Origin of the sequence: Paenibacillus sp. yr247, assembly GCF_900103825.1 — a bacterium.
In the GTDB taxonomy this organism is placed as follows: domain Bacteria; phylum Bacillota; class Bacilli; order Paenibacillales; family NBRC-103111; genus Paenibacillus_E.
The window spans coordinates 122,360-145,615 of record NZ_FNIF01000004.1 but is presented as its reverse complement, the minus strand read 5'-3'; the positions used below and the strand labels follow the sequence as shown (position 1 = coordinate 145,615).

At 44.7% G+C, this 23,256-nt stretch carries 18 protein-coding genes and 1 pseudogene; 14 read left to right on the top strand and 5 right to left on the bottom strand.

All coding sequences use genetic code 11. The features are described 5' to 3' along the window. The first annotated feature begins 157 nt into the window (after positions 1–157). From BLT91_RS11440 to BLT91_RS11420, 5 genes are all read left to right on the top strand, one after another. Positions 158–1,912 (top strand): LytS/YhcK type 5TM receptor domain-containing protein, encoded by a 1,755-nt coding sequence (locus BLT91_RS11440; protein WP_090820853.1) that lies wholly within the window; start codon positions 158–160, stop codon positions 1,910–1,912. After that, a complete protein-coding gene (locus tag BLT91_RS11435) occupies positions 1,909–2,676 on the top strand; it encodes a LytR/AlgR family response regulator transcription factor (protein ID WP_090820851.1) in 768 nt (255 codons plus the stop codon). The genes BLT91_RS11440 and BLT91_RS11435 overlap by 4 nt, the downstream gene beginning before the upstream one ends. A 130-nt stretch (positions 2,677–2,806) precedes the next feature. After that, positions 2,807–3,124 carry a DUF485 domain-containing protein gene (locus BLT91_RS11430; protein ID WP_090820848.1) on the top strand — a complete coding sequence of 106 codons (318 nt, stop codon included), beginning with the start codon at positions 2,807–2,809 and terminating at the stop codon, positions 3,122–3,124. Then, the gene (locus BLT91_RS11425) at positions 3,121–4,641 is read left to right on the top strand and encodes a solute symporter family protein (RefSeq protein WP_090820846.1); all 1,521 of its coding nucleotides are present in this window, start codon (positions 3,121–3,123) and stop codon (positions 4,639–4,641) included. Before BLT91_RS11430 ends, BLT91_RS11425 begins: the two co-directional genes overlap by 4 nt. Before the next feature lie 138 nt (positions 4,642–4,779). Then, entirely contained in the window at positions 4,780–6,309 is a 1,530-nt protein-coding gene (locus BLT91_RS11420) for a solute symporter family protein (RefSeq protein WP_217635216.1), read from the top strand. Positions 6,310–6,426: 117 nt separating this feature from the next. Here BLT91_RS11420 and BLT91_RS11415 read toward each other — a convergent pair whose 3' ends face one another. From BLT91_RS11415 to BLT91_RS11400, 4 genes are all read right to left on the bottom strand, one after another. Beyond that, the gene (locus BLT91_RS11415; protein WP_090821207.1) at positions 6,427–6,816 is read right to left on the bottom strand and encodes a PaaI family thioesterase; all 390 of its coding nucleotides are present in this window, start codon (positions 6,814–6,816) and stop codon (positions 6,427–6,429) included. Between the two features lie 83 nt (positions 6,817–6,899). Next, positions 6,900–7,871 carry an electron transfer flavoprotein subunit alpha/FixB family protein gene (locus BLT91_RS11410; RefSeq protein WP_090820842.1) on the bottom strand — a complete coding sequence of 324 codons (972 nt, stop codon included), beginning with the start codon at positions 7,869–7,871 and terminating at the stop codon, positions 6,900–6,902. 44 nt (positions 7,872–7,915) lie between these two features. After that, complete coding sequence (locus BLT91_RS11405) at positions 7,916–8,683, bottom strand: electron transfer flavoprotein subunit beta/FixA family protein (protein WP_090820840.1); 768 nt, start codon at positions 8,681–8,683, stop codon at positions 7,916–7,918. A 31-nt stretch (positions 8,684–8,714) separates the two neighbouring features. Continuing rightward, positions 8,715–9,299, bottom strand: a complete 585-nt coding sequence (locus tag BLT91_RS11400; RefSeq protein ID WP_090820838.1) for a TetR/AcrR family transcriptional regulator — start codon at positions 9,297–9,299, stop codon at positions 8,715–8,717. A 206-nt stretch (positions 9,300–9,505) separates the two neighbouring features. On the opposite strand from BLT91_RS11400, the gene BLT91_RS11395 reads away from it, so the two are divergent. The 8 genes and pseudogenes from BLT91_RS11395 to BLT91_RS11360 all read left to right on the top strand — a co-directional run bounded on the left by BLT91_RS11395 (position 9,506) and on the right by BLT91_RS11360 (position 19,134). After that, positions 9,506–11,677, top strand: a complete 2,172-nt coding sequence (locus tag BLT91_RS11395) for a heterodisulfide reductase-related iron-sulfur binding cluster (RefSeq protein WP_090821205.1) — start codon at positions 9,506–9,508, stop codon at positions 11,675–11,677. A gap of 25 nt (positions 11,678–11,702) precedes the next feature. Continuing rightward, positions 11,703–11,873: pseudogene (locus tag BLT91_RS11390) on the top strand (acetyl-CoA C-acyltransferase); the annotation flags it as partial. 20 nt (positions 11,874–11,893) lie between these two features. After that, entirely contained in the window at positions 11,894–13,675 is a 1,782-nt protein-coding gene (locus tag BLT91_RS11385) for an acyl-CoA dehydrogenase family protein (RefSeq protein WP_090820836.1), read from the top strand. 31 nt (positions 13,676–13,706) lie between these two features. Then, positions 13,707–14,093 carry a PaaI family thioesterase gene (locus tag BLT91_RS11380; protein WP_090820834.1) on the top strand — a complete coding sequence of 129 codons (387 nt, stop codon included), beginning with the start codon at positions 13,707–13,709 and terminating at the stop codon, positions 14,091–14,093. Between the two features lie 21 nt (positions 14,094–14,114). After that, a complete protein-coding gene (gene prpB / locus BLT91_RS11375; protein WP_090820832.1) occupies positions 14,115–15,011 on the top strand; it encodes a methylisocitrate lyase in 897 nt (298 codons plus the stop codon). Continuing rightward, entirely contained in the window at positions 15,008–16,132 is a 1,125-nt protein-coding gene (prpC, locus tag BLT91_RS11370) for a bifunctional 2-methylcitrate synthase/citrate synthase (RefSeq protein ID WP_217635208.1), read from the top strand. The genes prpB and prpC overlap by 4 nt, the downstream gene beginning before the upstream one ends. Positions 16,133–16,158: 26 nt before the next feature. Then, entirely contained in the window at positions 16,159–17,601 is a 1,443-nt protein-coding gene (locus tag BLT91_RS11365) for a bifunctional 2-methylcitrate dehydratase/aconitate hydratase (RefSeq protein ID WP_090820830.1), read from the top strand. Positions 17,602–17,628: 27 nt separating this feature from the next. After that, entirely contained in the window at positions 17,629–19,134 is a 1,506-nt protein-coding gene (locus BLT91_RS11360; protein WP_090820828.1) for a long-chain-fatty-acid--CoA ligase, read from the top strand. 261 nt (positions 19,135–19,395) lie between these two features. On the opposite strand, the gene BLT91_RS11355 is transcribed toward BLT91_RS11360, so the two are convergent. After that, positions 19,396–21,978: a PAS domain S-box protein gene (locus tag BLT91_RS11355; RefSeq protein ID WP_090820827.1), complete on the bottom strand. Its 2,583-nt coding sequence runs from the start codon at positions 21,976–21,978 to the stop codon at positions 19,396–19,398. A gap of 323 nt (positions 21,979–22,301) precedes the next feature. Between BLT91_RS11355 and BLT91_RS11350 the strand changes: the two genes are divergently transcribed. After that, the gene (locus tag BLT91_RS11350; RefSeq protein WP_175532246.1) at positions 22,302–23,180 is read left to right on the top strand and encodes a GNAT family N-acetyltransferase; all 879 of its coding nucleotides are present in this window, start codon (positions 22,302–22,304) and stop codon (positions 23,178–23,180) included. Positions 23,181–23,256 lie beyond the last annotated feature (76 nt).

The following is a 23,256-nucleotide window of genomic DNA, read 5'->3' as shown; positions in this document are numbered from 1 at the left end:
TATTACACAGGAATACAGATGATCTGTTGGATAACCGAAAAACGCGAAAAATGTCACAGGCTGGTATTTATTTACCAAACGTGTGACTTTTTTCGTGTTATAGTAGTGGATAACATCTTAAGTTCTCTATGATAAAATGAGTTGCAGGAGGGGGATTATGGAAGCGCTCACACTTCTGCTTTTTGAGCGAATGGGCATTCTGTTGATCGTGACGTTTATCCTTACGCGAATACCATTGGTTCGTCAGCTTTTGGACAGAAAAATGTCCATTATGAATACCATTTATTTCATTTGTTTATTTGGTTTGTTCGGCATTCTTGGCACATATGCGGGTGTGGTGATCGAGGGGGGAGTCATTTCCTCGTCCTTTTGGATACTCCCTCTGCAAGCCAATCAAGCGTTAGCCCATTCGGCTCTGGTCGGCGTTGTCATCGGAGGCTTAATGGGAGGTCCTATTGTCGGGATCGGGGCAGGATTAATTACTGGCGTTCACTTATATATAATGAGTGGATTTACAGGCTTGGCGGGCGGGATCGCCGCACCGCTGACCGGATTTTTAGCGGGCGGCGTGGCACGATTTTTCTTGCAGGAGCGGGTCATTTCTTCAGCAAAAGCCATATTTATCGGCATGTTCGCGCCGATCATGCAAATGGGTATTATCCTTATTGTGTCTAAGCCATCCGAGAATGCTATTGAGCTTGTAGACATGATCGGCATCCCGATGGTGCTCACCAACAGCATTTCCATCGCGATATTCACAACGATGCTGCGCGTTGTATTTCGGGAAGAAGAACGCGCTGCTGCCTATGAAACTCAGCGGGCCCTGCACATTGCTGAAGCTGCACTACCTCATCTGAAGCAGGGGTTAACCTACCAATCTGCAGAGGCAATTGCCCGATTGCTGCTAAGGGAGCTTAAGACGGCAGCAGTTGCTGTTACCGATTCAGAAAAGATTCTCGCCCACGTAGGGTTCGGTGCCATGATTCTTATTCCCGGTGAGCCTATTCGCTCGGAGCTTTCTCGGCAAGCTATCGCCACTGGCAAGATGCAAATCGCATTCAACCATGAGGAAATACAACCGAATCATAAAGTGCTTGGAGCCGCGATCATTGTTCCGATCAAACAGGCTGGACGTGTTGCCGGATTAATCAAGCTTTATTTTAAGAAACCTCAGGAAATTCGTTCCGTTGAAATCGTACTTGCCCAAGGATTAGGTAAATTGCTGTCCTATCAGCTCAGTGTGGCTATGCATGAGAGTATGGAAGCATTGATGAAAGAATCCGAACTGAGGATTCTACAGTCTCAAATCAATCCTCATTTTTTATTCAACACATTGAACTCAATCGTTTCCCTGATTCGAATTGAACCTGATATGGCACGACATATCACCATGCAGTTAAGTACCTTCATGAGGCTTAACATTAAGATTATTGCGTCTCAACAAATTTCGATTCAACAAGAAATGATCCACCTTAGCTCGTATTTGGAAATTATCCAGATTCGCTTCAAGGACCAAATAACCATGGAAGTACAGTTGGACTCTGACTTGCCGATGTTTATGATTCCCCCCGTCACACTGCAGCCCTTGGTTGAGAATTGTATCAAACACGGATTGAAAGACAGGACACACGGCGGGCAAATTCGAATAGAAGTGAAAAACAACAACCATTCGTTAGAAATTTCAGTCGAAGATAATGGTAGCGGCATGGCCCCGGAATTGATAGAGAAATTGGGTAAAGAACCGGTAAATAGCTTGGAGGGGAACGGGATTGGTGTCTTCAATGTCAACCAGAGGTTGATTGGTTTGTTTGGTGAGCAATCCGGACTTTTTATTGAAAATAAATCGGACGGCGGCTGTAGATTTACGTTTAGCATTCCAAGGATTAGTATCGAGAGGGGAATTAGCAGGTGAGAACCATTAAGGTCATGATCGCGGAAGATGAGTGGTTGGCCCGTAAAGAGCTATCCTACCTGTTAGGGCAAGAAGAGAATGTTGAGCTGCTGCCTAATGCATCCAACGGTAAGGAGTTATTGGAGCTTGTAAACGAATGGGAGCCGGATGCCGTATTTATGGACATTCAGATGCCGGAATTAGATGGTATCCAGGCCGCCCGTATGTTGAAAACCGCCGCAATAGCGCCCCTAATTGTGTTTACAACGGCCCATGATGATCATGCGGTTGAGGCGTTCGGGTTGAATGCCGTTGATTATTTACTCAAACCCTACAGTCACGAGCGTCTAAAGGAATCACTTGCGCGGATTCGCAGCAAGCTTTCCAACATCCCAGTTCCAACACAGCAGGCGAACAAAATATTATTCTCTTCCAAAGCAAGGAATTGGAACAAGCTATTGATAACGGATGGGGAGAAGCATGTTCTGCTTGATCCCGAAACCATCCTTTATGCCGAGAGAGAGGAGAAGAGCATCCATATCTATACGTCTTCCAACCAGATCTATATGTCAAAAATCAGCCTGCAGGAATTGGAAAATAAGCTTGGGGAACTTCCTTTCTTTCGTCCTCATCGCAGTTATCTGGTTAATTTGAATAGTATCGATGAATTGGTTCCTTGGTTCAACGGAGCGTATAATTTGATTTTGAAAAATGAAAAACGAACACAAATCCCTGTGTCGCGGGAAATGGCCAAGGAGTTGTTTAGGCTGCTCAAAGGCGAATAGTTACATCGTTTAATGCTCCTTTTTTGGCACTTCGAGCGGGATATATGACGATTCGCGACAGTCTTCATACAGAGAGCAAAAAATAGCATATAATTATTTTGAAGCGCTTTCATGAGGAGGGGACGATGCAATGTCAAACGGCAAGCCAATTCAATATGGAGAAGTGGAACAGTCTGAAAAATTCAAAGAATTAATCGGCAGCAAGAAACGATTCATCATCCCAATGACAGTTTTTTTCCTGGTTTTTTACTTTATGCTACCGATCCTGACCTCTTACACAAAAGTATTGAATAATCCCGCAATCGGCCCTATTTCGTGGGCATGGGTGTATGCTTTTGCACAGTTTGTGATGACCTGGGCACTCTGTATCATTTACTCCAGGAAATCCAAAGAATTCGACCGAAAAATCGAAGAAATAAAATCGGATATCGGGGGTAATCAGTTATGAGTCCTACAGCCGTCATTTTATTTCTTTGTATTATTTTATTGACGATGATTATTACGTATTATGCAGCTAAAAAAACAGACAGCTCGAATGAGTTTTATACGGGGGGAGGAGGATTAACAGGTTGGCAGAACGGACTAGCGATTGCCGGGGATTATATGTCGGCAGCTTCCTTTCTGGGAATCGCAGGGACGATTGCTTTGACCGGATTTGACGGCTTCTTTTACAGCCTTGGTTTTCTAGTTGCTTATCTTGTCGTCTTATATTTAGTAGCTGAACCGCTTCGAAATTTAGGGAAATATACGTTGGCAGATATGATTGCGGCGCGATTTTCACACCAGAAAGTTCGTGGGGTTGCCGCATTAAACACGATCACCATTTCAATCTTTTATATGATTGCCCAGCTTGTAGGCGCAGGTGCTTTGATTAAATTGTTATTCGGCTTTAACTACTATTCCTCTGTATTAATCGTTGGCATTCTGATGACCATTTATGTGGTGTTTGGCGGTATGCGGGCAACGAGTTGGGTACAAATTACGAAAGCGGTCCTTTTGATGGGCGGCACGTTGATCCTGTCTCTCATTGTTTTGTCCAAATTCCATTTTAGTATTACGGAAATGTTTACACAACTGCAAACCGCGACCCCTTTGAAAGAGGCGTTTTTAAATCCTGGAAACAAGTATAAGATTCCAGTTGAAACGCTGTCCCTCAACCTTGCATTGGTGCTCGGAACTGCAGGATTGCCGCATATTCTTACTCGTTTCTATACGGTGAAAAATGCAGCTACGGCAAGAAGCTCTGTCGTCTCGGCAACGTGGATTATCGGTATTTTCTATGTCATGACCCTTTTCCTTGGCTTTGGTGCCGCATCCTTTGTTGGCGCAAAGGATATCACAGCTATTGATAAGGGCGGTAACATGGCTGCTCCGCTCTTGGCCAAAGCACTTGGCGGGGACTTCTTGTTTGCCTTTATTTCCGCGGTTGCTTTTGCCACGATCTTAGCGGTAGTTACCGGACTGGTTCTCTCAGCTGCTTCGGCCTTCTCCCATGACTTTTACGGACAAATTGTTCGTAAAGGAAAAGCAACGGATAAGGAAGAATTAAAAATAGCTCGTTTTGCTTCAATTGGTGTAGCTGTGCTCTCGATTATTTTGGCACTGTTTGCTCAAAAGCTCAATGTGGCATTCTTGGTATCCATCGCATTTGCAGTTGCGGCCAGCGCCAATTTGCCGGTCATTCTCTTCACGGTATATTGGAAAAGGTTTAACACGACAGGTGCGATTGTCGGGATGTTGAGTGGACTTGTAAGCTGTATTCTTATTGTTGCCGTGGGCCCCAATATTTGGGGAGTGGCTGGAAAGGCAATTCTGGAGGGCAATCCACTTATTAATTTGGCCAATCCCGGTATTATTTCCATTCCGCTTGGATTCATCGGCGCCTATATCGGAACGATACTTTCCACGCAAAAAGACGATGTAAAATATACGGAAATTAAAGTCAAAGCTAATACGGGCATGTAAGCAGCTCTTTTCTTGGCTACAGAAAACATGCAGTCAGCCGTTTTTAAGGCTTGCTGCATGTTTTTACTCTTTTAAATGCTGAATTATGATATTCTTCTAGTAGAAAATAAAGAGCAGCCAAGGAAGGGACGGGTTGTTATGAACATTTCCGCGTTTGTCTTTTTCGTGGCCGTAGTAATCGGAACACTGGTTATTACTTACCATTCGGCAAAACGTACTATGAATACGAATGACTTTTACGTCGCTGGAAACAGACTCACTGGATTGCAAAACGGTCTTGCTATTTCCGGTGATTATATGAGTGCCGCTTCTTTTCTTGGTATCACGGGGACAATTTCCATTTATGGCTTTGATGGTTTTTTCTATTCTATAGGCTTTCTAGCCTCCTACGTGATTGTACTCTATATAATCGCCGAACCATTGCATAATCTGGGACGATTTACGATGGCGGATGCGATTGCAGTGCGGTTTCAAGGGAAAAATCTTAGAGGTTATATCGCGATTAACAACATTTTGATCACAATCTTTTATATGATTGCCCAGTTGGTTGGCGCCGGGGGTATCATTCATTTACTGCTTGGGCTGGAATATTCATCGGCTATCCTTGTAGTGGGCAGTTTGATGACAATTTATGTGGCTTTTGGCGGTATGCTGGCCACATCTTGGGTGCAAATCGTCAAGGCTATTTTACTCGTGTGCAGTACCTTCATGATCAGCTTGATGGTCCTTTCAAGGTTCAATTGGAATTTATTCGATCTATATGTTTACGTTTCGCAAGCAACCCCATTAAAAGAGAAGTTTGTGCAGCCTGGGAACTTGTTTTCGGGACCCTTGGATACGCTTTCTTTTAATTTGGCTTTGATAATGGGTACGGCTGGGCTGCCGCATATCATTTCCCGGTTTTATACGGTTAAAGAGGTGCAGACCGTCAGGTCGTCCATCCTTCATGCCACATGGGTGATAGGCGCTTTCTATGCGATGACGATCTTCCTTGGTTTTGGAGCTGCTGCTTTTGTTGACCGGACCTTACTAATGGGAGAGGATAATATGGCTGCCCCTTTACTTGCGAAGGCACTCGGAGGCGAGTTTTGGATGGCCTTCATTTCAGCTGTTGCTTTTGCTACAATACTGGCTGTTGTCTCTGGGTTGGTGCTAGCTGCTACGTCCGCTTTTTCTCATGATATTTACAGCAGTATGCTGAAAAAGGGAAAAGCCACCGAGGCCCAGCAGATGTTGGTTGCCAAATGTTCAGCGGTAGTGGTCGGCCTGTTGTCTGTCGTGCTAGCTCTAGGTGCGCAGCGGTTAAACGTGGCATTCCTTGTCTCGCTGGCTTTTGCAGTAGCCGCTTCGGCGAACTTGCCTTTACTGTTGTTAACGCTGTACTGGAGGAGGTTCAATTCAACAGGAGCCATTATCGGGCTGCTAACGGGTCTCGTCGCTTCAATCTTGTTCGTGATTCTAAGTCCCAATGTGATGGATCCGTCCTCCGGTTGGATTCGTCGTGAAGCGATGTTTCCTCTGAAAAATCCGGGAATTGTCTCCATACCACTGGGATTCCTTGGAGGGATTCTGGGAACCTTGCTGACTTCGAAGAAGAATTTTTCGGATAATTACCAAAAAATGGTGGTTCAATCCCAATTGGCAGCAGTGGATGGTTCTAAAGAATAAGCTCCTATATGTTTCATGGAGTAAATAAGAACAGAAAAAGCAGCCCAAGACACTCATCTTTGGACTGCTTTTTGTAACTGCTGTTAATGGAAAAGGCATCATTTAGTAAGCTGAAAATTATCTTTTATCAATGATAGCGACCGTACACCGTGAAATACAAATCATGTGATTATCCTCATCGGAAATTTTAATATCCCAAACCATTGTTTTCCGACCCTTGTGAAGAGGGGTTGCAACAGCAGTTACGATACCGTCTCTTTTACTTTTGAGATGGTTGGCATTAATTTCAAGTCCTACGGCAGCATATTTTTGTTTATCGATATTAATCTCGGATGCGATAGAGGCTGCAGTCTCAGCCAATAGGACAGAAGCTCCTCCATGTAGAATCCCTGCGGGTTGGTGTGATGCCGGTCCGACTGGCATGGTCATCACGACACGATCGGGAGTAAGCTCCATAAATTCAATGCCAAGCGTCCTAATAGCGGTGTTCTGACTTCTTTCCTTCATAAACGTTATAAAGGTTTCCTTATCCATACCATAGGACTGATAAATTTCTTCGGACACGATCATAGCCATAACCTCCTTAAGGTTTACACAACAATTTTACGAAACTCTTCGGTCAGCATTGGAACAACTTCGAACAGGTCGCCAACAATGCCATAGTCGGCAACTTTGAAAATTGGTGCTTCAGGATCCTTATTAATCGCTACGATAACTCGGGACTGACTCATGCCAGCCAAATGCTGAATGGCACCGCTAATCCCACAGGCAATGTAGATTTCAGGTGTAACTACTTTGCCGGTTTGACCGATCTGCAGTGAGTAATCACAATACCCTGAATCGCAGGCTCCACGGGAAGCACCTACTGCACCTCCAAGTAAATTAGCCAGATCTTCCAAAGGTTTGAAGCCACTTTCGCTCTTGACGCCGCGACCGCCGGACACGATGATTTTTGCTTCTGTTAAATCAATCTTACCTGACATTTTTTTAACCACTTCTTTAACGACTGTACGCAGGGAAGGGGTGGGGTAAGTAAGGGGAATGATTTCACCCATTGTACCATTCGGCTCAGCAGTCTTAATATTATTAGGACGTACCGTTACGATTTTGATGCCGGAGTTGAATGTTTTCTTCTCGAAAGCTTTGCCGGCATAAAGTGGGCGGGTATACACAATCTCTTCGCCGTTTCGTTCGATATGAGTTACATCTGAAAGCAATCCGGCATTGAGCAGCACGGCTGTCTGTGGGGCTAAGTCGCGTCCAATAGCGGTATGCCCGAAGTAGACAACATTTGGTTTGACTTCTTCCAATACTTGGCTAAGGGCGATCATATACGCTTCTGGGTTGTAAACATCAAGCGCTTGGTGATCGACGACATATACTTTAGTCGCACCTGCCGCGTTTAAATCGAAAGCTAGTTCACTAATGCCGGAACCGAGCAGGACCGCTGTGATCGTGTCTCCGGGCGCTGCGGATAGGCTAGCAGCGGCAATAGTTTCGAATGCAACCTGACGGAGCTTGCCTCCGCGGGCTTCTGCTACAGTTAGAAAAGTTTGGCTCATGAGATGATTCCTCCTGGATGGCGTAAATGATTGATTCGGTTATTTTAAATCACTTTCGCTTCTTGCCGAAGCAGTTGAACAAGCTCAGACACTTGAGTTGCGAGATCGCCTTTCAGCATTTTTCCTGTATTTCGTTCCGGAGGAAGGGAGAGATCGATTCTCGCAGTTTTGGCTGCTAGCTCATCTGCTGCTAGCCCGAGATCTTCCAATGTCAGTTGGGAGAACGGTTTCTTTTTGGCCTTCATAATGCCTTGAAGAGAAGGGTAACGCGGTTCGTTGAGACCTTGCTGCGCTGTGAAAAGTGCTGGGAGCGGAACCTCAACAACTTCAAGATCACCTTCCGTATCCCGGTGCGAGATGGCTATTTGGCCGTTGATCTCGAGCTTCGTAATGGAAGAGGTGTGTGGAATACCGAGCAGCCTGGCAACACGCACAGCCACTTGACCAGCTCCGGTATCAACGGAAAAGTTGCCGCCAAGAATGAGATCGAAAGGCTGTTTGCCAATATAGGCAGCGATCACGCGGGACACAGAGGCTTCATCCACAGGAATCCGGTCGTCCGAGACCAGTACAGCTTCGTCGGCTCCCATCGCCAAAGCAGTACGAAGTGCTTCCGTAGAGCGTTCGGGTCCGACGGACATCACAGTCACTTTCCCCCCGAGCTCGTCACGAATCTGGATAGCCTGCTCAACAGCATACTCGTCGTAAGGGTTGACCACGAATTTCACCCCATCCTCCGAAATAACGCCATTGTGAATAACTATTTTTTCTTCTGTGTCAAAGGTTTGTTTTAGTAATACGATAATATCCATTTATAGGCTCCTTTCAGTTTACGTACTTAAATTACTTGCTAATGCCGTTAAGGAAGAAATCAATGGTTCCTTCCGTTTGTGCGGCAAGGGAATATTTACGGCCCGAGATGAGCCAAGAAGTAACAACCTCATCCATGGCTCCGAAAAGCAGCAATCGGACAAGTTTGACATCCATGCTAGGGCGAAAAAGTCCTTGTTCGATCCCTTTCAGAAGTAATTCCTCAATTAATTTAATATAAGGCTTGACCGTTTCACCAACTGTTTTGCGCAGCTCGCGATCGCTTTGAAAAAGCTCAATTTGAGTGACAAGGGCCAAATTCACATTTCCCTCCATTTCACTGTAGTGAATGTGGCAAATCTTATGCAGTGCTTCTCTTACATCCTTACTTTCTTGGATACCCACGGTAAATTTAGCAACCAAATCGCTCATAATTTCTTGGAAGAGGGCGATAAGGATGTCTTCTTTACGTTTGAAATAAAGATAAATTGTACCTTGAGCTACACCTGCAGTGTTGGCAATTTTGGATACCTGAGAGCGGTGAAAACCGTTTTCCGCAAAGACTTCGAGGGCCGCTTTTAGGATCTCAGAATGCTTTTCATTTTTTTTCCTTGTCAATTAAAACACCTCGGTGATAAAATAGGGATTAGAGAATGACTAGTCAGTCATTTTTTCAATTTCATCATATGATACCTAAAAACCGTTGTCAAGGCGTTGTTTAGGGGTTCGGGATGATATTTTATTCTGATATTGTAAGCGCTTATTTTTTCTTTATTTTACACCGCAATGACGTAAAGGAGATGGACAACATCATGTGGCAAGGGATGCAGTTGGTATTATTTTTGGCGGTCACGGGGTACGCTTTGTTCTTATTTTATAAGGCCGTGTATCATAGGTATTTATACGTAAAGCTCGGGAAGCCGGTGGGTTTGAAAAAGGAAGCGAAAGAACGGCTGCGCGTATTCATGACCCAAGTATTCGGGCAAACAAAGTTAATGAAAGACCGTAAAAGCGGACTCATGCATATCATCGTATTTTATGGTTTCATTATATTGCAGTTCGGGGCTCTTGATTTAATCCTCAAAGGACTTATCGGACGCGGGCTGCCGATCCCAGGCTATGAGGCATTCGGGCTTATACAGGAGATCACAGTGGCGCTCATCTTGTTGGCCATGGGGTATGCAGCATATCGCCGATATGTGGAAAAGCTGAAACGGCTTAAAAGAGGCTGGAAGCCAAGCATTGTCGTCTTCTTTATTTTCTTCCTCATGCTGTCTGTCCTGTTCAGCCTTGCATTCGAGCGAGTACATGATAGACTGCCTGCTTCCGGCTACGCGCCATTCTCCTCCATAATTGCAGCTGCATTTAGAGGTATGTCTGAGCAAGGCGCAGCGGTTGGGTTCTATACGGCATGGTGGTGCCACCTGTTGATCTTGCTTTCGTTTCTCGTATACGTTCCGCAATCTAAACATTTTCACATCCTAACTGCTCCGATTAATATTCTGCTTCGAAAGACTGAACCAATTGGAAGACTGAGCAAGCTTGATCTTGAAGATGAAGAAGCGGAATCCTTTGGGGCTGGCAAGATCGAAGATTTTACGCAAAAGCAGATGCTTGATCTATATTCTTGTGTTGAATGTGGACGCTGCACGAATGTTTGCCCAGCGGCAAGCACTGGAAAGATACTTTCGCCCATGCACCTCATCGTGAAGCTTCGCGACCATCTGACGGAAAAAGGCACAGCGATTACATCCAAGTCTCCTTGGGTGCCAGAGTTCGCTTTCTCCGGAGGTGGCGTTCATACCATGCAATATGAGGAAAAGCTTGGTGCATGGCAAGGTGAAGGTATAACGGATATTGCTCCGACCATTGAGGCACAGAAGCATGCGTGGATTGCCGGTGATAAATCTGCGACTGAGATTGAGTTGGTTGGCGATGTAATGACAGAAGATGAAATTTGGGCTTGCACGACATGCCGCAACTGTGAAGATCAATGTCCGGTCGGCAACGAGCATGTGGACAAAATTGTCGATATGCGCCGTTATCTTGTATTGACCCAGGGCAGCATGCCGCATGACGGGCAGAGAGCACTTCAAAACATCGAGCGCCAAGGAAATCCATGGGGGATCTCCCGTAACGACCGAGTCAAATGGGTACAGGAGATTGATCCAAACGGTGAGCTGCAGGTTCCTACTGTGAAAGAGAACCCTGACTTTGACATTTTGTTCTTCGTTGGTTCGATGGGCTCCTATGATAACCGAAGCCGCAAAGTATCACGCGCCTTAGTGCGTTTAATGAATGAAGCTGGCGTCAACTTCGCGATATTGGGCAATGAGGAAAAGAACTCGGGCGATACGCCGCGCAGACTGGGCAACGAATTCCTTTTCCAACAACTATGCTCGGAAAACATCGCTACATTCGAGAAATACAAAGTTAAGAAGATCGTGACGGCTTGTCCGCACACTTTCAATACACTGAAGAATGAATATTCTGAGTTCGGACTTGAAGCAGAAGTACTGCATCACACGGAGCTGCTCGACCTTTTGGTTAAGCAGGGCAAGCTGAATCCTCGATATGAAGTAAGTGAACGAATTACGTATCACGATTCCTGCTATTTGGGCCGATACAACAACGTCTATGATCAACCGCGGGACATTTTGCGAGCGATCCCGGGTGTGGAGCTTGTTGAAATGGAGCGATCTCGTGAAAACGGGATGTGTTGTGGTGCTGGAGGCGGCATGATGTGGATGGAAGAAAGCGCTGGCAAGCGTGTTAACGTTGCTCGTACCGAGCAGGCACTAGCCGTCAAACCGACCGTTATTTCGTCAGCTTGCCCTTTCTGTCTCACAATGATGGAAGATGGCACGAAAATGAAAGAGGTTGAAGATCAAGTGAAGGCCCGTGATATCGCGGAGATTTTGGAGCTTGCTGTTTTCGGTGATCTGAAAACTGATTTGCCATTACAGAAACAAGCCAAGGAGGAAGCGCTCTCATGAAATAAATTCGTACGGCTGTGATCATCTTGACGTATTTGAAATTAATGAGGCATTCGCATCCCAATGTCTGCACAGCATTCGCCACCTAGGCATCGACGAGGCGAAAGTGAATGTGATCGGCGGCGGATACGGTATTGTATCCATGTGCATAGGAGGAATGGGTGCAGCAGGTGTATTTGAAGTTCATCCCCAATAACGAATAAAGGAGCGATTCACATGACAACAGCAAGTAAAAAAATGGTAGGTGGCAGTTTCATTATTGAAGATCTCGACCTTTCTCAGGTGACAACACCGGAAGACTTCACGGAAGAACATAGAATGATTAACCAAATGACTCTTGATTTTATCGAGGGAGAGGTTGTTCCGAACGACGAACATATCGAGAAGCTAGACTATGAGTTATCCGTAAAATTAATGCGCCAAGCCGGGGAACTCGGTCTTCTCGGGGCTGATGTGCCGGAGCAGTTCGGTGGTCTTGGTCTCGACAAGGTAAGCTCAACGCTCATCAGCGAATCGTTTGCGAAAGGCTCTTCGTTTTCTCTGACCTTCGGAGCTCATGTAGGTATCGGTACGCTGCCAATCGTCTATTTCGGATCCGTTGAACAGAAAAAAAAGTATCTGCCAGATCTCGCCTCAGGGACGAAAATCGCTGCCTACTGTCTCACTGAACCAGCATCAGGCTCCGACGCGCTCGGCGCAAAAACGACCGCGGTGCTTAGCGAGGACGGTCAGCATTATATTTTGAACGGTTCCAAATTGTATATCACCAATGCGGGCTTTGCTGACGTTTTCATCGTTTACGCGAAAGTGAACGGTACGGATTTCAGCGCCTTTATCGTAGAGCGCGATTTACCTGGCTTTACACTAGGGCCGGAAGAGAAAAAGATGGGAATCAAAGGTTCCTCGACGCGTCCGCTCTATTTTGAAGACGTACATGTGCCCGTAGAGAATCTGCTTGGTGAAGTCGGCAAAGGCCATCTGATCGCATTCAATATTTTGAATATTGGCCGCTACAAACTGGCAGCCTGGTGTGTGGGTGCTGGGAAAGAGGCCATCGAACTTTCGAGTAAGTACGCTAATACGCGCAAACAATTCAATACGCCAATTGCTAAATTCCCTTTAATCGGTAAAAAACTGGCGGAAATGAATATCATCAATTACGCCATGGAGAGCATGCTTTACCGCACAGCGGGCTTATTCGATGAATCGCTGCAGCACCTCGATTACAATGCTCCTGACGCTGGGAATCAATCTACGAAGGCAATTGCCGAATATGCAATTGAATGCTCGATTAACAAAGTATTCGCTTCGGAAGCGCTTAACTTCATCGCGGATGAAGGTGTGCAAATTCATGGTGGATACGGATTTATTCAAGAATACAAAATCGAACGTATTTATAGAGATTCACGAATCAACCGTATATTTGAAGGGACGAATGAAATTAATCGTCTGCTTATTCCGGGAACGCTCGTGAAAAAAGCAACCAAAGGTGAGCTGCCGTTGTTTCAGAAAGCGGCTGAGCTGCAAAACGAATTGCAATCATTTGTGCCTAATCAGTTCTTTGATGACTTGTTGGAAGAAGAAACGCACTTGATCGATATGACGAAGAAAATATTCCTCATGGTCGGGGGGCTCGCTGTACAAAAGTATCAAAAGGCCTTAGATAAAGAACAAGAGGTGTTAAGCCACCTTGCTGACATCATGATTCAGGTATTCGCGATGGAAAGCGTCCTGCTGCGCACGAAGAAGATCGCCCAGAAATCAGGTGAAGACAAAGCGGTAAATGCGATCGAGATGACACAAGTATTTATACGCGAAGCTTTTGAGAAAGTTGAATCCCGTGCAAAGGAAGCGCTTATGACAATGGACTCCGGTGATGCATTACGCACGCAATTATCCGTGCTGAAGAAGCTTAGTCAAGTGAATCCACTGGATTCATTAGCACTAAAACGCAGCATTGCCGCACGAGTTATTCAGGTTGAGAGATACACAATATAGTCTTTTGCTTTCTTGAAGGAGAGAGTGCTTAGTGCAGCCTACATTCGTTGATATTGAGAATACATTCTGGGGTTATCTTGGATGCCAGTTCGAGAGTGCCGATGAAGATAAACTAGTGATTAGCTTGGATTTGTTACCTCATCATCTCAATGTCCTAGGCATCGTCCATGGCGGTGTGCTTTCCGCATTGCTCGACAACGCGATGGGCGCTGCCGCTATGCGGGCTAGACCTAATGAGCAGGTTGTCACGACGAGTATAAATGTTCACTTTCTTAGCGCACTTAGGGAAGGCAAGCTGTTTGCCACTATTGAAATTGTTCATCAATCACGAAAAATGATAACGCTCAGCGGCACGATTACGGGTGAGAACGGTGAGTTGTCAGCCATGGGGACATCAACTTTCCGTGTCATTAATTAGAAAAGGAATGAGGGGATCAGAATGAGTAAGCTAGAATCACCAGGGCTTCGGTTTCGAAAAGCGCTCGAAACGGAGAAGCCGCTGCAGGTGGTCGGGGCTGTGAATGCCTACGCTGCCATGATGGCAGAACATGTAGGGTTTAAGGCTTTGTATATATCTGGTGCCGGAGTTGCAAACGCTTCCTTTGGTTTTCCTGATCTAGGGATTACAACCTTGAATGATGTGCTTGAAGATGTTCGGAGGATTACATCCGCGTCGTCGCTTCCTGTGCTGGTTGATGCAGATACAGGCTTTGGAAGTGCTTTTAATATTTCCCGGACTATTCGTCAGATGAGCCTTGCTGGAGCAGCCGGTGTTCATATTGAAGACCAGGTGATGGCCAAACGGTGCGGACATCGTCCGAATAAAGCAATCGTCAGCCAAGCGGAGATGGTGGATCGGATTAAAGCAGCCGTCGATGCAAAAGACGACCCGAGCTTTGTAGTCATGGCGCGTACGGATGCTTTGGCGGTAGAAGGGGAAGAGTCGGCCATTGAAAGAGCTTGTGCCTACATTGAAGCCGGTGCGGATATGATTTTCGCGGAAGCCGTTTACGATCTAGATCAATACTGCAAATTCGCGGAAGCTGTCAAGGTTCCAGTTCTAGCTAATATCACGGAGTTTGGAAAGACGCCTTTATTTACGACAGAGGAGCTGGGGGAAGCAGGCGTAAGCATGGTTCTGTATCCGCTTTCCGCTTTTCGTGCTATGAACGCAGCAGCTTTAAATGTGTATAACACGATACGCACTGAAGGAACGCAGAAAAATGTGATTGCTTCTATGCAAACCCGGATGGAGCTTTACGACTTCTTGAAATATTTTGAATATGAGAAAAAGTTGGATGAATTATTCGAAGGAGAGAAGGGGGAACTCAAATGACAATGGCAAAAAAAACGGGTGGATTAGCTGGCATTAGTGCTGGACAGACAGCCATTGCTACAGTAGGCAAGGAAGGGAAAGGACTTAACTACCGGGGTTATTCCATCAGCGATTTGGCGGAGCATGCCACATTTGAAGAAACCGCCTATTTGTTGTTATACGGTAAACTGCCGAATCAGAGTGAATTAATCAGATACAAAGAAAAACTTTCCAAGCTTCGCGGGCTGCCGCAAGAAGTCAGACATGTACTTGAGTTGGTGCCGGGGAGCGCTCATCCTATGGATGTTCTCCGCACAGGCTGTTCCATGCTTGGAACGGTGGAACAAGAAGGTGCGGCCTATCAGCAATTTGATATCGCCGACCGTCTGATGGCTTCTTTCGGTTCCATGCTGTTGTACTGGTACCACTTCCATAATAACGGCACTTGCATTCAAACGGAGACGGACGATGAAAGCATTGCAGGTCACTTCTTGCATTTGCTTCATGGCAAAAAGCCAAGCGCAATGCATGAACGCTGCATGGATGTATCGCTCATTTTATATGCTGAACATGAGTTTAATGCATCTACGTTTGCATCCCGAGTAACGGCAGCAACCTTATCCGATTTTTATTCTTCCATTACTTCAGGAATCGGAACATTGAGAGGACCGCTGCACGGAGGGGCGAATGAAGCTGCAATGGAGCTTATTGAGCAGTTTGATACACCTGAAGAAGCTGAGGTTGGTTTACGTAACATGCTGGCTGAGAAAAAGTTAATTATGGGCTTCGGACATCGGGTGTACTCGATTTCTGACCCACGCTCCGATGTCATTAAAGTATGGTCCAGACAATTGTGTGAAGAAGCAGGAAATATGGCTTTGTATAATATCTCGGAAACCATAGAAAACCTCATGTGGAGTGAGAAAAAGCTGTTTCCGAATTTAGATTTTTACTCCGCATCGGCTTATCATCTGCTAGGCATTCCAACACCGATGTTCACACCTATTTTTGTCATTTCACGTACGGCCGGATGGGCTGCGCATGTGATGGAGCAGCGCTCGAATAACAAATTAATTCGTCCAAGCGCTGACTATACTGGTCCTAAACCAACAGCCTGGCTCCCAATCGAGCATCGCAACTAATCATTCATCATATTGGAGGATCTGAAATGTCAGCTCATATCAGTAACGTTAGACCCGAACCGGATCAAGTCATTGTAGACATTGTTAATTATGTTTCCGAATTCAATATTGATAGCAAAGAGGCTTATGAAACAGCTCGTTTATGCCTCATGGATACGTTAGGCTGCGGTCTGCTTGCTCTGCGTTACCCAGAATGCACGAAGCATCTTGGACCGATCGTGCCGGGTACAGTTGTTCCGAACGGCGCCAAGGTGCCAGGCACGCAGTATCAACTCGACCCTGTTATGGCTGCGTTCAATATTGGCTGCATGATCCGCTGGCTTGATTATAACGATACATGGTTGGCTGCGGAATGGGGCCATCCGTCCGACAACTTGGGCGGCATACTGGCTATGGCCGATTACATTAGCCGCAAACGGGTTGCTGAAGGCAAAGCTCCCCTTACAATGCGTACCGTGCTGGAGGGCATGATAAAAGCACATGAAATTCAAGGTATTATCGCTTTGGAAAACAGCTTCAACCGTGTTGGCCTAGATCACGTCATTTTAGTGAAAGTAGCATCTACAGCCGTTGTTTCCTCTATACTTGGGCTTTCCAAAGAAGAAATCATTAATGCGGTGTCAAATGCATGGATTGATGGGCAAGCGTTGAGAACGTATCGACATGCCCCTAACACAGGATCCCGCAAATCTTGGGCTGCGGGTGATGCAACTAGCCGAGCAGTTCGGTTAGCCCTCATGGCCCAAAAAGGCGAAATGGGCTACCCTTCCGCTCTTACAGCCAAAACTTGGGGATTCTACGATGTGCTGTTCAAAGGAAATGAATTTAAGTTTCAACGTCCTTATGGATCTTATGTGATGGAGCAGGTGCTGTTCAAGATCTCCTTCCCAGCCGAATTCCATGCGCAAACGGCAGTCGAATGCGCTTTGCAGCTTCACAATCAGGTGAAGAACCGAATAGATGAAATTGATAAAATTATCCTTACGACTCATGAATCGGCCATCCGTATCATTGATAAAAAAGGACCTCTGCATAATCCGGCAGACCGCGACCATTGTCTACAGTACATGACAGCTATTGGACTTCTTCATGGCGATTTAACAGCCGATCATTATGAAGATACCGTCGCGTACGATCCTAAAATCGATGCATTACGCGAAAAAATGGTAACGGTTGAAGATGAAAGATACTCCAAAGAATACCACGATCCGGAAAAGCGTTCGATTGCAAATGCCGTACAAGTGTTTTTTAAAGACGGCACATCCACTCAGAAGGTGGAAGTCGAATACCCGATTGGCCATCGTAGAAGACGTCCGGAAGGTATTCCTGTGCTAGAACAGAAATTTGAAGCCAATTTGGCAACCAGATTCCCTTCTAAACAGAGCAAAGAGATCTATGCGTTATGCTTAGACCAGACCAAACTTGAATTAACACCCGTGAATGAATTTGTTGATCTGTTTGTTATTTGATACCGTTCAAAGAGGAGAGGGTGTATCATGAGTTTGAACTTGAATAAGAACTTGGAACAAAGTGTTGCCAAATACGCAGAGCGGAGTGCTTATGTATTTGGTGATCAGAGCGTAACTTATGAGGAACTGAATCGACAGGTTCAGTGTTGTGCATCCGGATTATCAACCCATGGTATTGGAAAAGGCGACAAGGTAGCAATACTGCTTGGTAATGCGCCAGAGTTTATCATTGCCTATTACGGCATTCTACACCTAGGAGCGGCTGTTGTTCCCATCAATCCAACGTATACGTCCGAAGAAATCGCTTATATTTTGAACAATAGCCAGGCAAAAGCTGTTATAGCTATTCCTGGGCTTGAGCCCGTGTTAACTAGTCTTAAAGACAAGCTGCCTACCTTGAAACTAGCAGTCTACACAGGCGATGTGCAAGCAGGATTTGCTTGGAAGCAGTTAATGGAAGCTGGCAGAGATTATATTGAATCCGCTCTCATGAATGAAGATGATCTAGCCGTCATTTTATACACATCGGGAACAACAGGAAAACCGAAAGGTGCCATGCTATCCCATCGCAATATGGCAACCAATGCCCATTCAGTTGGCGAGTTGTTTGAACTCAGTCATGAAGATCGGATCGTTACCGTACTTCCAATGTTCCATGTTTACTGTATGACTGTTTGTCTGAACGGCCCAATCGCTGCGGGAGCAACGATTTTGGTTGTTCCTAAATTCAGCCCAGCCGATGTGGTGAAAACGATTCGTGAGCAGCAAGCGACCATGTTCGCAGGCGTTCCAACGATGTATAACTTCTTGCTTCAATTTTCGGGCGCAACAGCAGAAGACTTTGCTTCGATCCGCAAGTGTGCAGCAGGGGGAGCATCTCTGCCAGTTGAAGTTCTTTATAAGTTTGAGGAGAAGTATAAAGTCCATGTAAACGAAGGCTATGGACTTTCCGAAGCGTCTCCAGTTACAGCCTTCAACCCGCTGCGCGGTTTGCGTAAGCCGGGATCTATCGGTGTAGATATCCCGAATGTGACCAATAAAGTGGTCGACACATACGGAAATGAAGTGCCAAGAGGAGAAGTTGGCGAATTGATAGTGCAAGGCCCGAATGTGATGATGGGCTATTTGGGTATGCCCGAGGCGACAGAGGCCTCATTGAGAGACGGATGGCTCTATACAGGCGATTTGGCCAAAATGGATGAAGACGGTTACATTTTTATTGTCGACCGTTTGAAGGATATGATTATCGTGGGTGGTTTCAATGTGTATCCCAGAGAAGTGGAAGAAGTGTTGTATCAACATCCGGCTATTTTCGAAGCGGCGGTTGTCGGTGTTCCTGATCAGAATTATGGGGAAACGGTCAAAGCCTTCGTTGTCTGTAAGGACGAAAGCTTGACGATGAATGATCTTCTACAATTTTGTCAAGATAAACTAGCCAAGTACAAGTTACCGAAAATCGTAGAGTTTATGTCAGAGCTGCCTAAGAATAGTTCAGGCAAAACGATGCGCAGAGTGCTTAGAGAACAAGCCTAAGTAACAACTAGCAAGCTGCTCCTATTTCAATGGGGGCAGCTTGTTTGTTCATTTCACTCCGTTTCTACTATGAAAGTAATTCATTAATATAAGGCTGGATTCCCACTGGAATAACGCCGATTGTATTCAGGAGAGAAGCGATAAGAAGCCAAAGTATGAACCATGGGAGTTGGTTTTCAAATGAACTTGAAAAGCTTCCCCAGTTGCAGCTGCTTCCCGCTTTTTATGTTTTCTAGTTGTTGTCGTTTATAAAGATCAACGTTAATATGCTGTTGGAAGGCGGACCTCAATCGTAGTTCCTTCATTTTCTTTGCTGAATACATTCACTGTTCCATTATGATTCTCAATGATTTTCTTGCTGACCATGAAGCCGAGGCCAGTTCCTTTTTCCTTCGTGGTATAAAAGGGTTGTCCTAGTTTAGATAGGATATGCTCAGGGATCCCGCATCCGTGATCAATGAAACGCAGAAGTATCGTATCTTCGCTTTTACTTTTTAATTGAATAACGACGGTTCCCCCTTGCGGCATGGCTTCGATCGCATTTTTAATGAAATTGATACACACTTGTTTTAATTGATTCTCATCACACAAAATATGGGTGATACCCGGTTCAAATTCCGTTACTATTTGGACATTGTTTATAATGGCATGCGTGTCTAATAACGTGGTTACCTGAGCCAAAAGAATTCGAATATCTTTACGTTCGGAATGAACCAATTGAGGCTTTGCCAGGATTAACAGCTCACTGAGAATCATTTCGATACGTTCAATTTCTGAAGACATGATATCATAATACAGTTGTTTCTCTGAATATCCCGATTTCAAGAGCTGCATGAAGCCTTTAATCGCTGTAATGGGATTACGGATCTCATGAGCGATTCCCGCGGCCAATTGACCTGCAACAGACAGCTTCTCAGAGTTGATCAGCAATTCTTCCGCATTCTTGTTTGCGGTTATATCCCTTAGGGTAACTGCCCAACCATTGGGGTTCCTAGCCTCATCCTGAATCGTAAATAACGATACCATGACGGGAATCTCGTCTCCGCCTTTTTTCCTTCTAACCGTTTCGACAGAATAGGGTTGCATTCTTTCAAGCGCTAAGACTACCCCAGGCTTAAGATCATTTGGAATGAGTGGAAGATCGAACACATTCGTTCCGACGATTTCTGATGATGACCATCCAAACGTTATTTCAAAGGCATGATTTACCCTTACAACTTTGTATTCCAAATTTAAAATTAAGACGGAATCAACGTTATGATCAATGTAAGATTCCAGCTGTTCTTTGGTCGCCTTTAAACTCTGTTCCGCTTGTTTCTTCTCTGTAATATCGCGGCATATACCAGCTATTCCAATAATATGCCCCATTGTGTCTCGTATAGGGGATAATGTTGTACTCACATCGATTAAGGTTCCATCTTTACACAGTCGAATCGTTTCGTAACCGATAACCGAATGTCCAGATAGGACCTGCTCGCAAAGAGCGAAGGACTGTTGTCTGAGATGTTCAGGTATGATGGGCATTGTCTGGTTGATTAATTCCTGGGAGTGCCACTGGAACATCTTCTCGAAGGCAGCGTTGGCTTCCTTAACTTTTCCATCACGGTCAACTACCCAAATTGCATCCCCATTATTCTTAATGAAGGATTCTAATCTTTCTTGTGTCGTACATAACTCATCTTCAGCTTGTTTACGTTTTGTAATATCTCTGCCTACACCCAAAACTTGAGCGATTTCTCCTTTTTCATTGCGGATTATTTTGACTGTCGTCTCGAACCAAACGTAGTGACCCTGTTTATGACGAACACGGCATTTAAAAATATCGACATCTGAATCTTGAAAGATACCCATTTGAGTAAAATCGGCTAGATCTTCTGGGTGCCATACATCGGTCCATTGTATCCCAAGCAATTCCTCCATTTCATAGCCAAGTAAATTTCTAACAGCGGGTGAAATATAACGTGTTACTCCATCTGGTGAAGCAAACGTAATGATATCTTGCGCGTTATCTGAAATAATCCGGTATAATTCTTGAGTTTCCTCCAGCGTTTTTATCATTCTCATTCGTTCGGTAATATCTCGGGATACGACGATAATTTTTATGATTTCATCCGTGTTAGGATCGGTAATGGTGATGCTGATTGCTTCAAGACATAAATATTCACCATTCTTTTTGCGTATTCGATAAACGAGGTTAGGCAGTTTACCTGTTTGAAGGACAGCCTCATAGTCCTGAGTCCCCTTATGAACATCATCAGGATGAACAAATGTCAAACCTGGTTTGCCAATCATTTCTTCTGACGAATACCCAAGAACCTCATAATAGGAAGCGGATAGGTCTTGATAAGTACCGTCCGGGTTATGTATGGAAATGAAATCAAAACTATGATTCACAATGGATCGATAGTGAAGATCTCTTTCATGCAGAAGACGTTCTTTCTCACGTAAGCTGATCTCCATATGCTTTTGATCGGTTATATTGATAATCTGGGAAATAAAGAATTGAGTGGCGTCTTCGTCATCATGGACTAATGAAACGGCTAAAATTGCCCATACGATATGTCCATTTTTATGAATATACCGTTTCTCCATCTGATACGAATCGCGTTTGTATGCGAGTAATTCGGTCATGAATAGAATATCAAGCTCTAGATCCTCTGGATGAGTGATCTCTTGAAAGGTTATATTTTTTAATTCAGATTCAGAATACCCTAACATGGAGCAGATAGCTGGGTTAGCTTTTAGAAAGATTCCGTTCGCAGCTACGAGAACCATGCCAATCGGTGCATAATTAAATGCTTGAATAAATAAAGACTCATTTATTAATCTATGGTCAATGGACATGTTGTAAAATTCCTCCTGTTTAGGGCTTAGGACACTAGATTAAGTTATGGTTTCTACCATTATCATCTTTTTCCTGCATTTATCGACTTAATTTTTGGAATGCCGCATGAACAGCGATTTTTGCCAAATTACAAATGATAGGAAGAAAGGAAGGAAAGAAAGATGCTTAACGAAATACTCCCTACGTTATATAATGTAAATAAATGACATAGGGACGAAACATGAATAACCAAATATTTTGTGCTAGGTGACCAATGTTCCAAATTAATCCAGAATGCTTCCGGAACGGTAAATATAAGCATAAAAACGGGAGGAAAAGGTTTATGATGACTTATAAAAAAATGAGTGAATTATCGGCGGAAGACATCTTGACGTTGTGGAACAAGGGGTTCGAAGGTTATTTTGTAAATCTTACTATGAACTTGGACAGGTTTCTTTTAAGAGTAGTCAGCGAGGGACTTTCATTAGAGCACTCGTTAGCGGTGTATGCAAACGGTGAACCTATTGGTTTCGTGATGAATGGGTTCCGATTCATTGAAGGAAAGAAAGTGGCTTGGAACGGTGGCACTGGCATCTCGCCTGAGCATAGGGGAAAAGGGATCGGAAAAAAACTAATGGAAAGAAACTTTCAGTTGTATCGTGAACAGGGAGTGGATATCGCTTTTCTGGAAGCGCTCATTCAAAACGAATCCGCGGTAAATCTCTATCAATATGTCGGATATGAAATTACCGAGCAGCTAATTAGTTTACAGCATACAGAAGTTTTGGACGCCAGTCTTTTGGCACCGACCAATCCACGCTGTTACATTACAAAAAGAGGGCAACCACTTGAAGTCAGAGGACTGTCTTTCTATAAGCATTTCTCAGCATGGCAAACGCAATGGGCCAGTATGAAAGAAGGGGAATGCTTAATCGTTTCCAATGACGATGAAGCGGTTGGTTACGCACTGTTTAAGCGTATTTTCGGAGAAGACGGAAACCTGACAACCATCGTTCTTTACCAATGTGAATCGATTCCAGACCGTACGGATGCGGTAGATATCCTTAAAGCTGCGTTAAACGAACTATATGCGCCATTATCTTTCTCATGTAGGCGATTGGCCATGAACCTAAGAGATTCCAATAAGGAGCTCATCGAGCTATTAGAGAGTTTAGGATTTACCTCATTTGTGGAACAAGTACATATGACACGTCTTATGTAGGAGAGATTCTAAATCTAGAGTTTAAAGCTAGGAGCTTGATTTAACATAAAGTATTATGCTGGTATATCCAAAGATT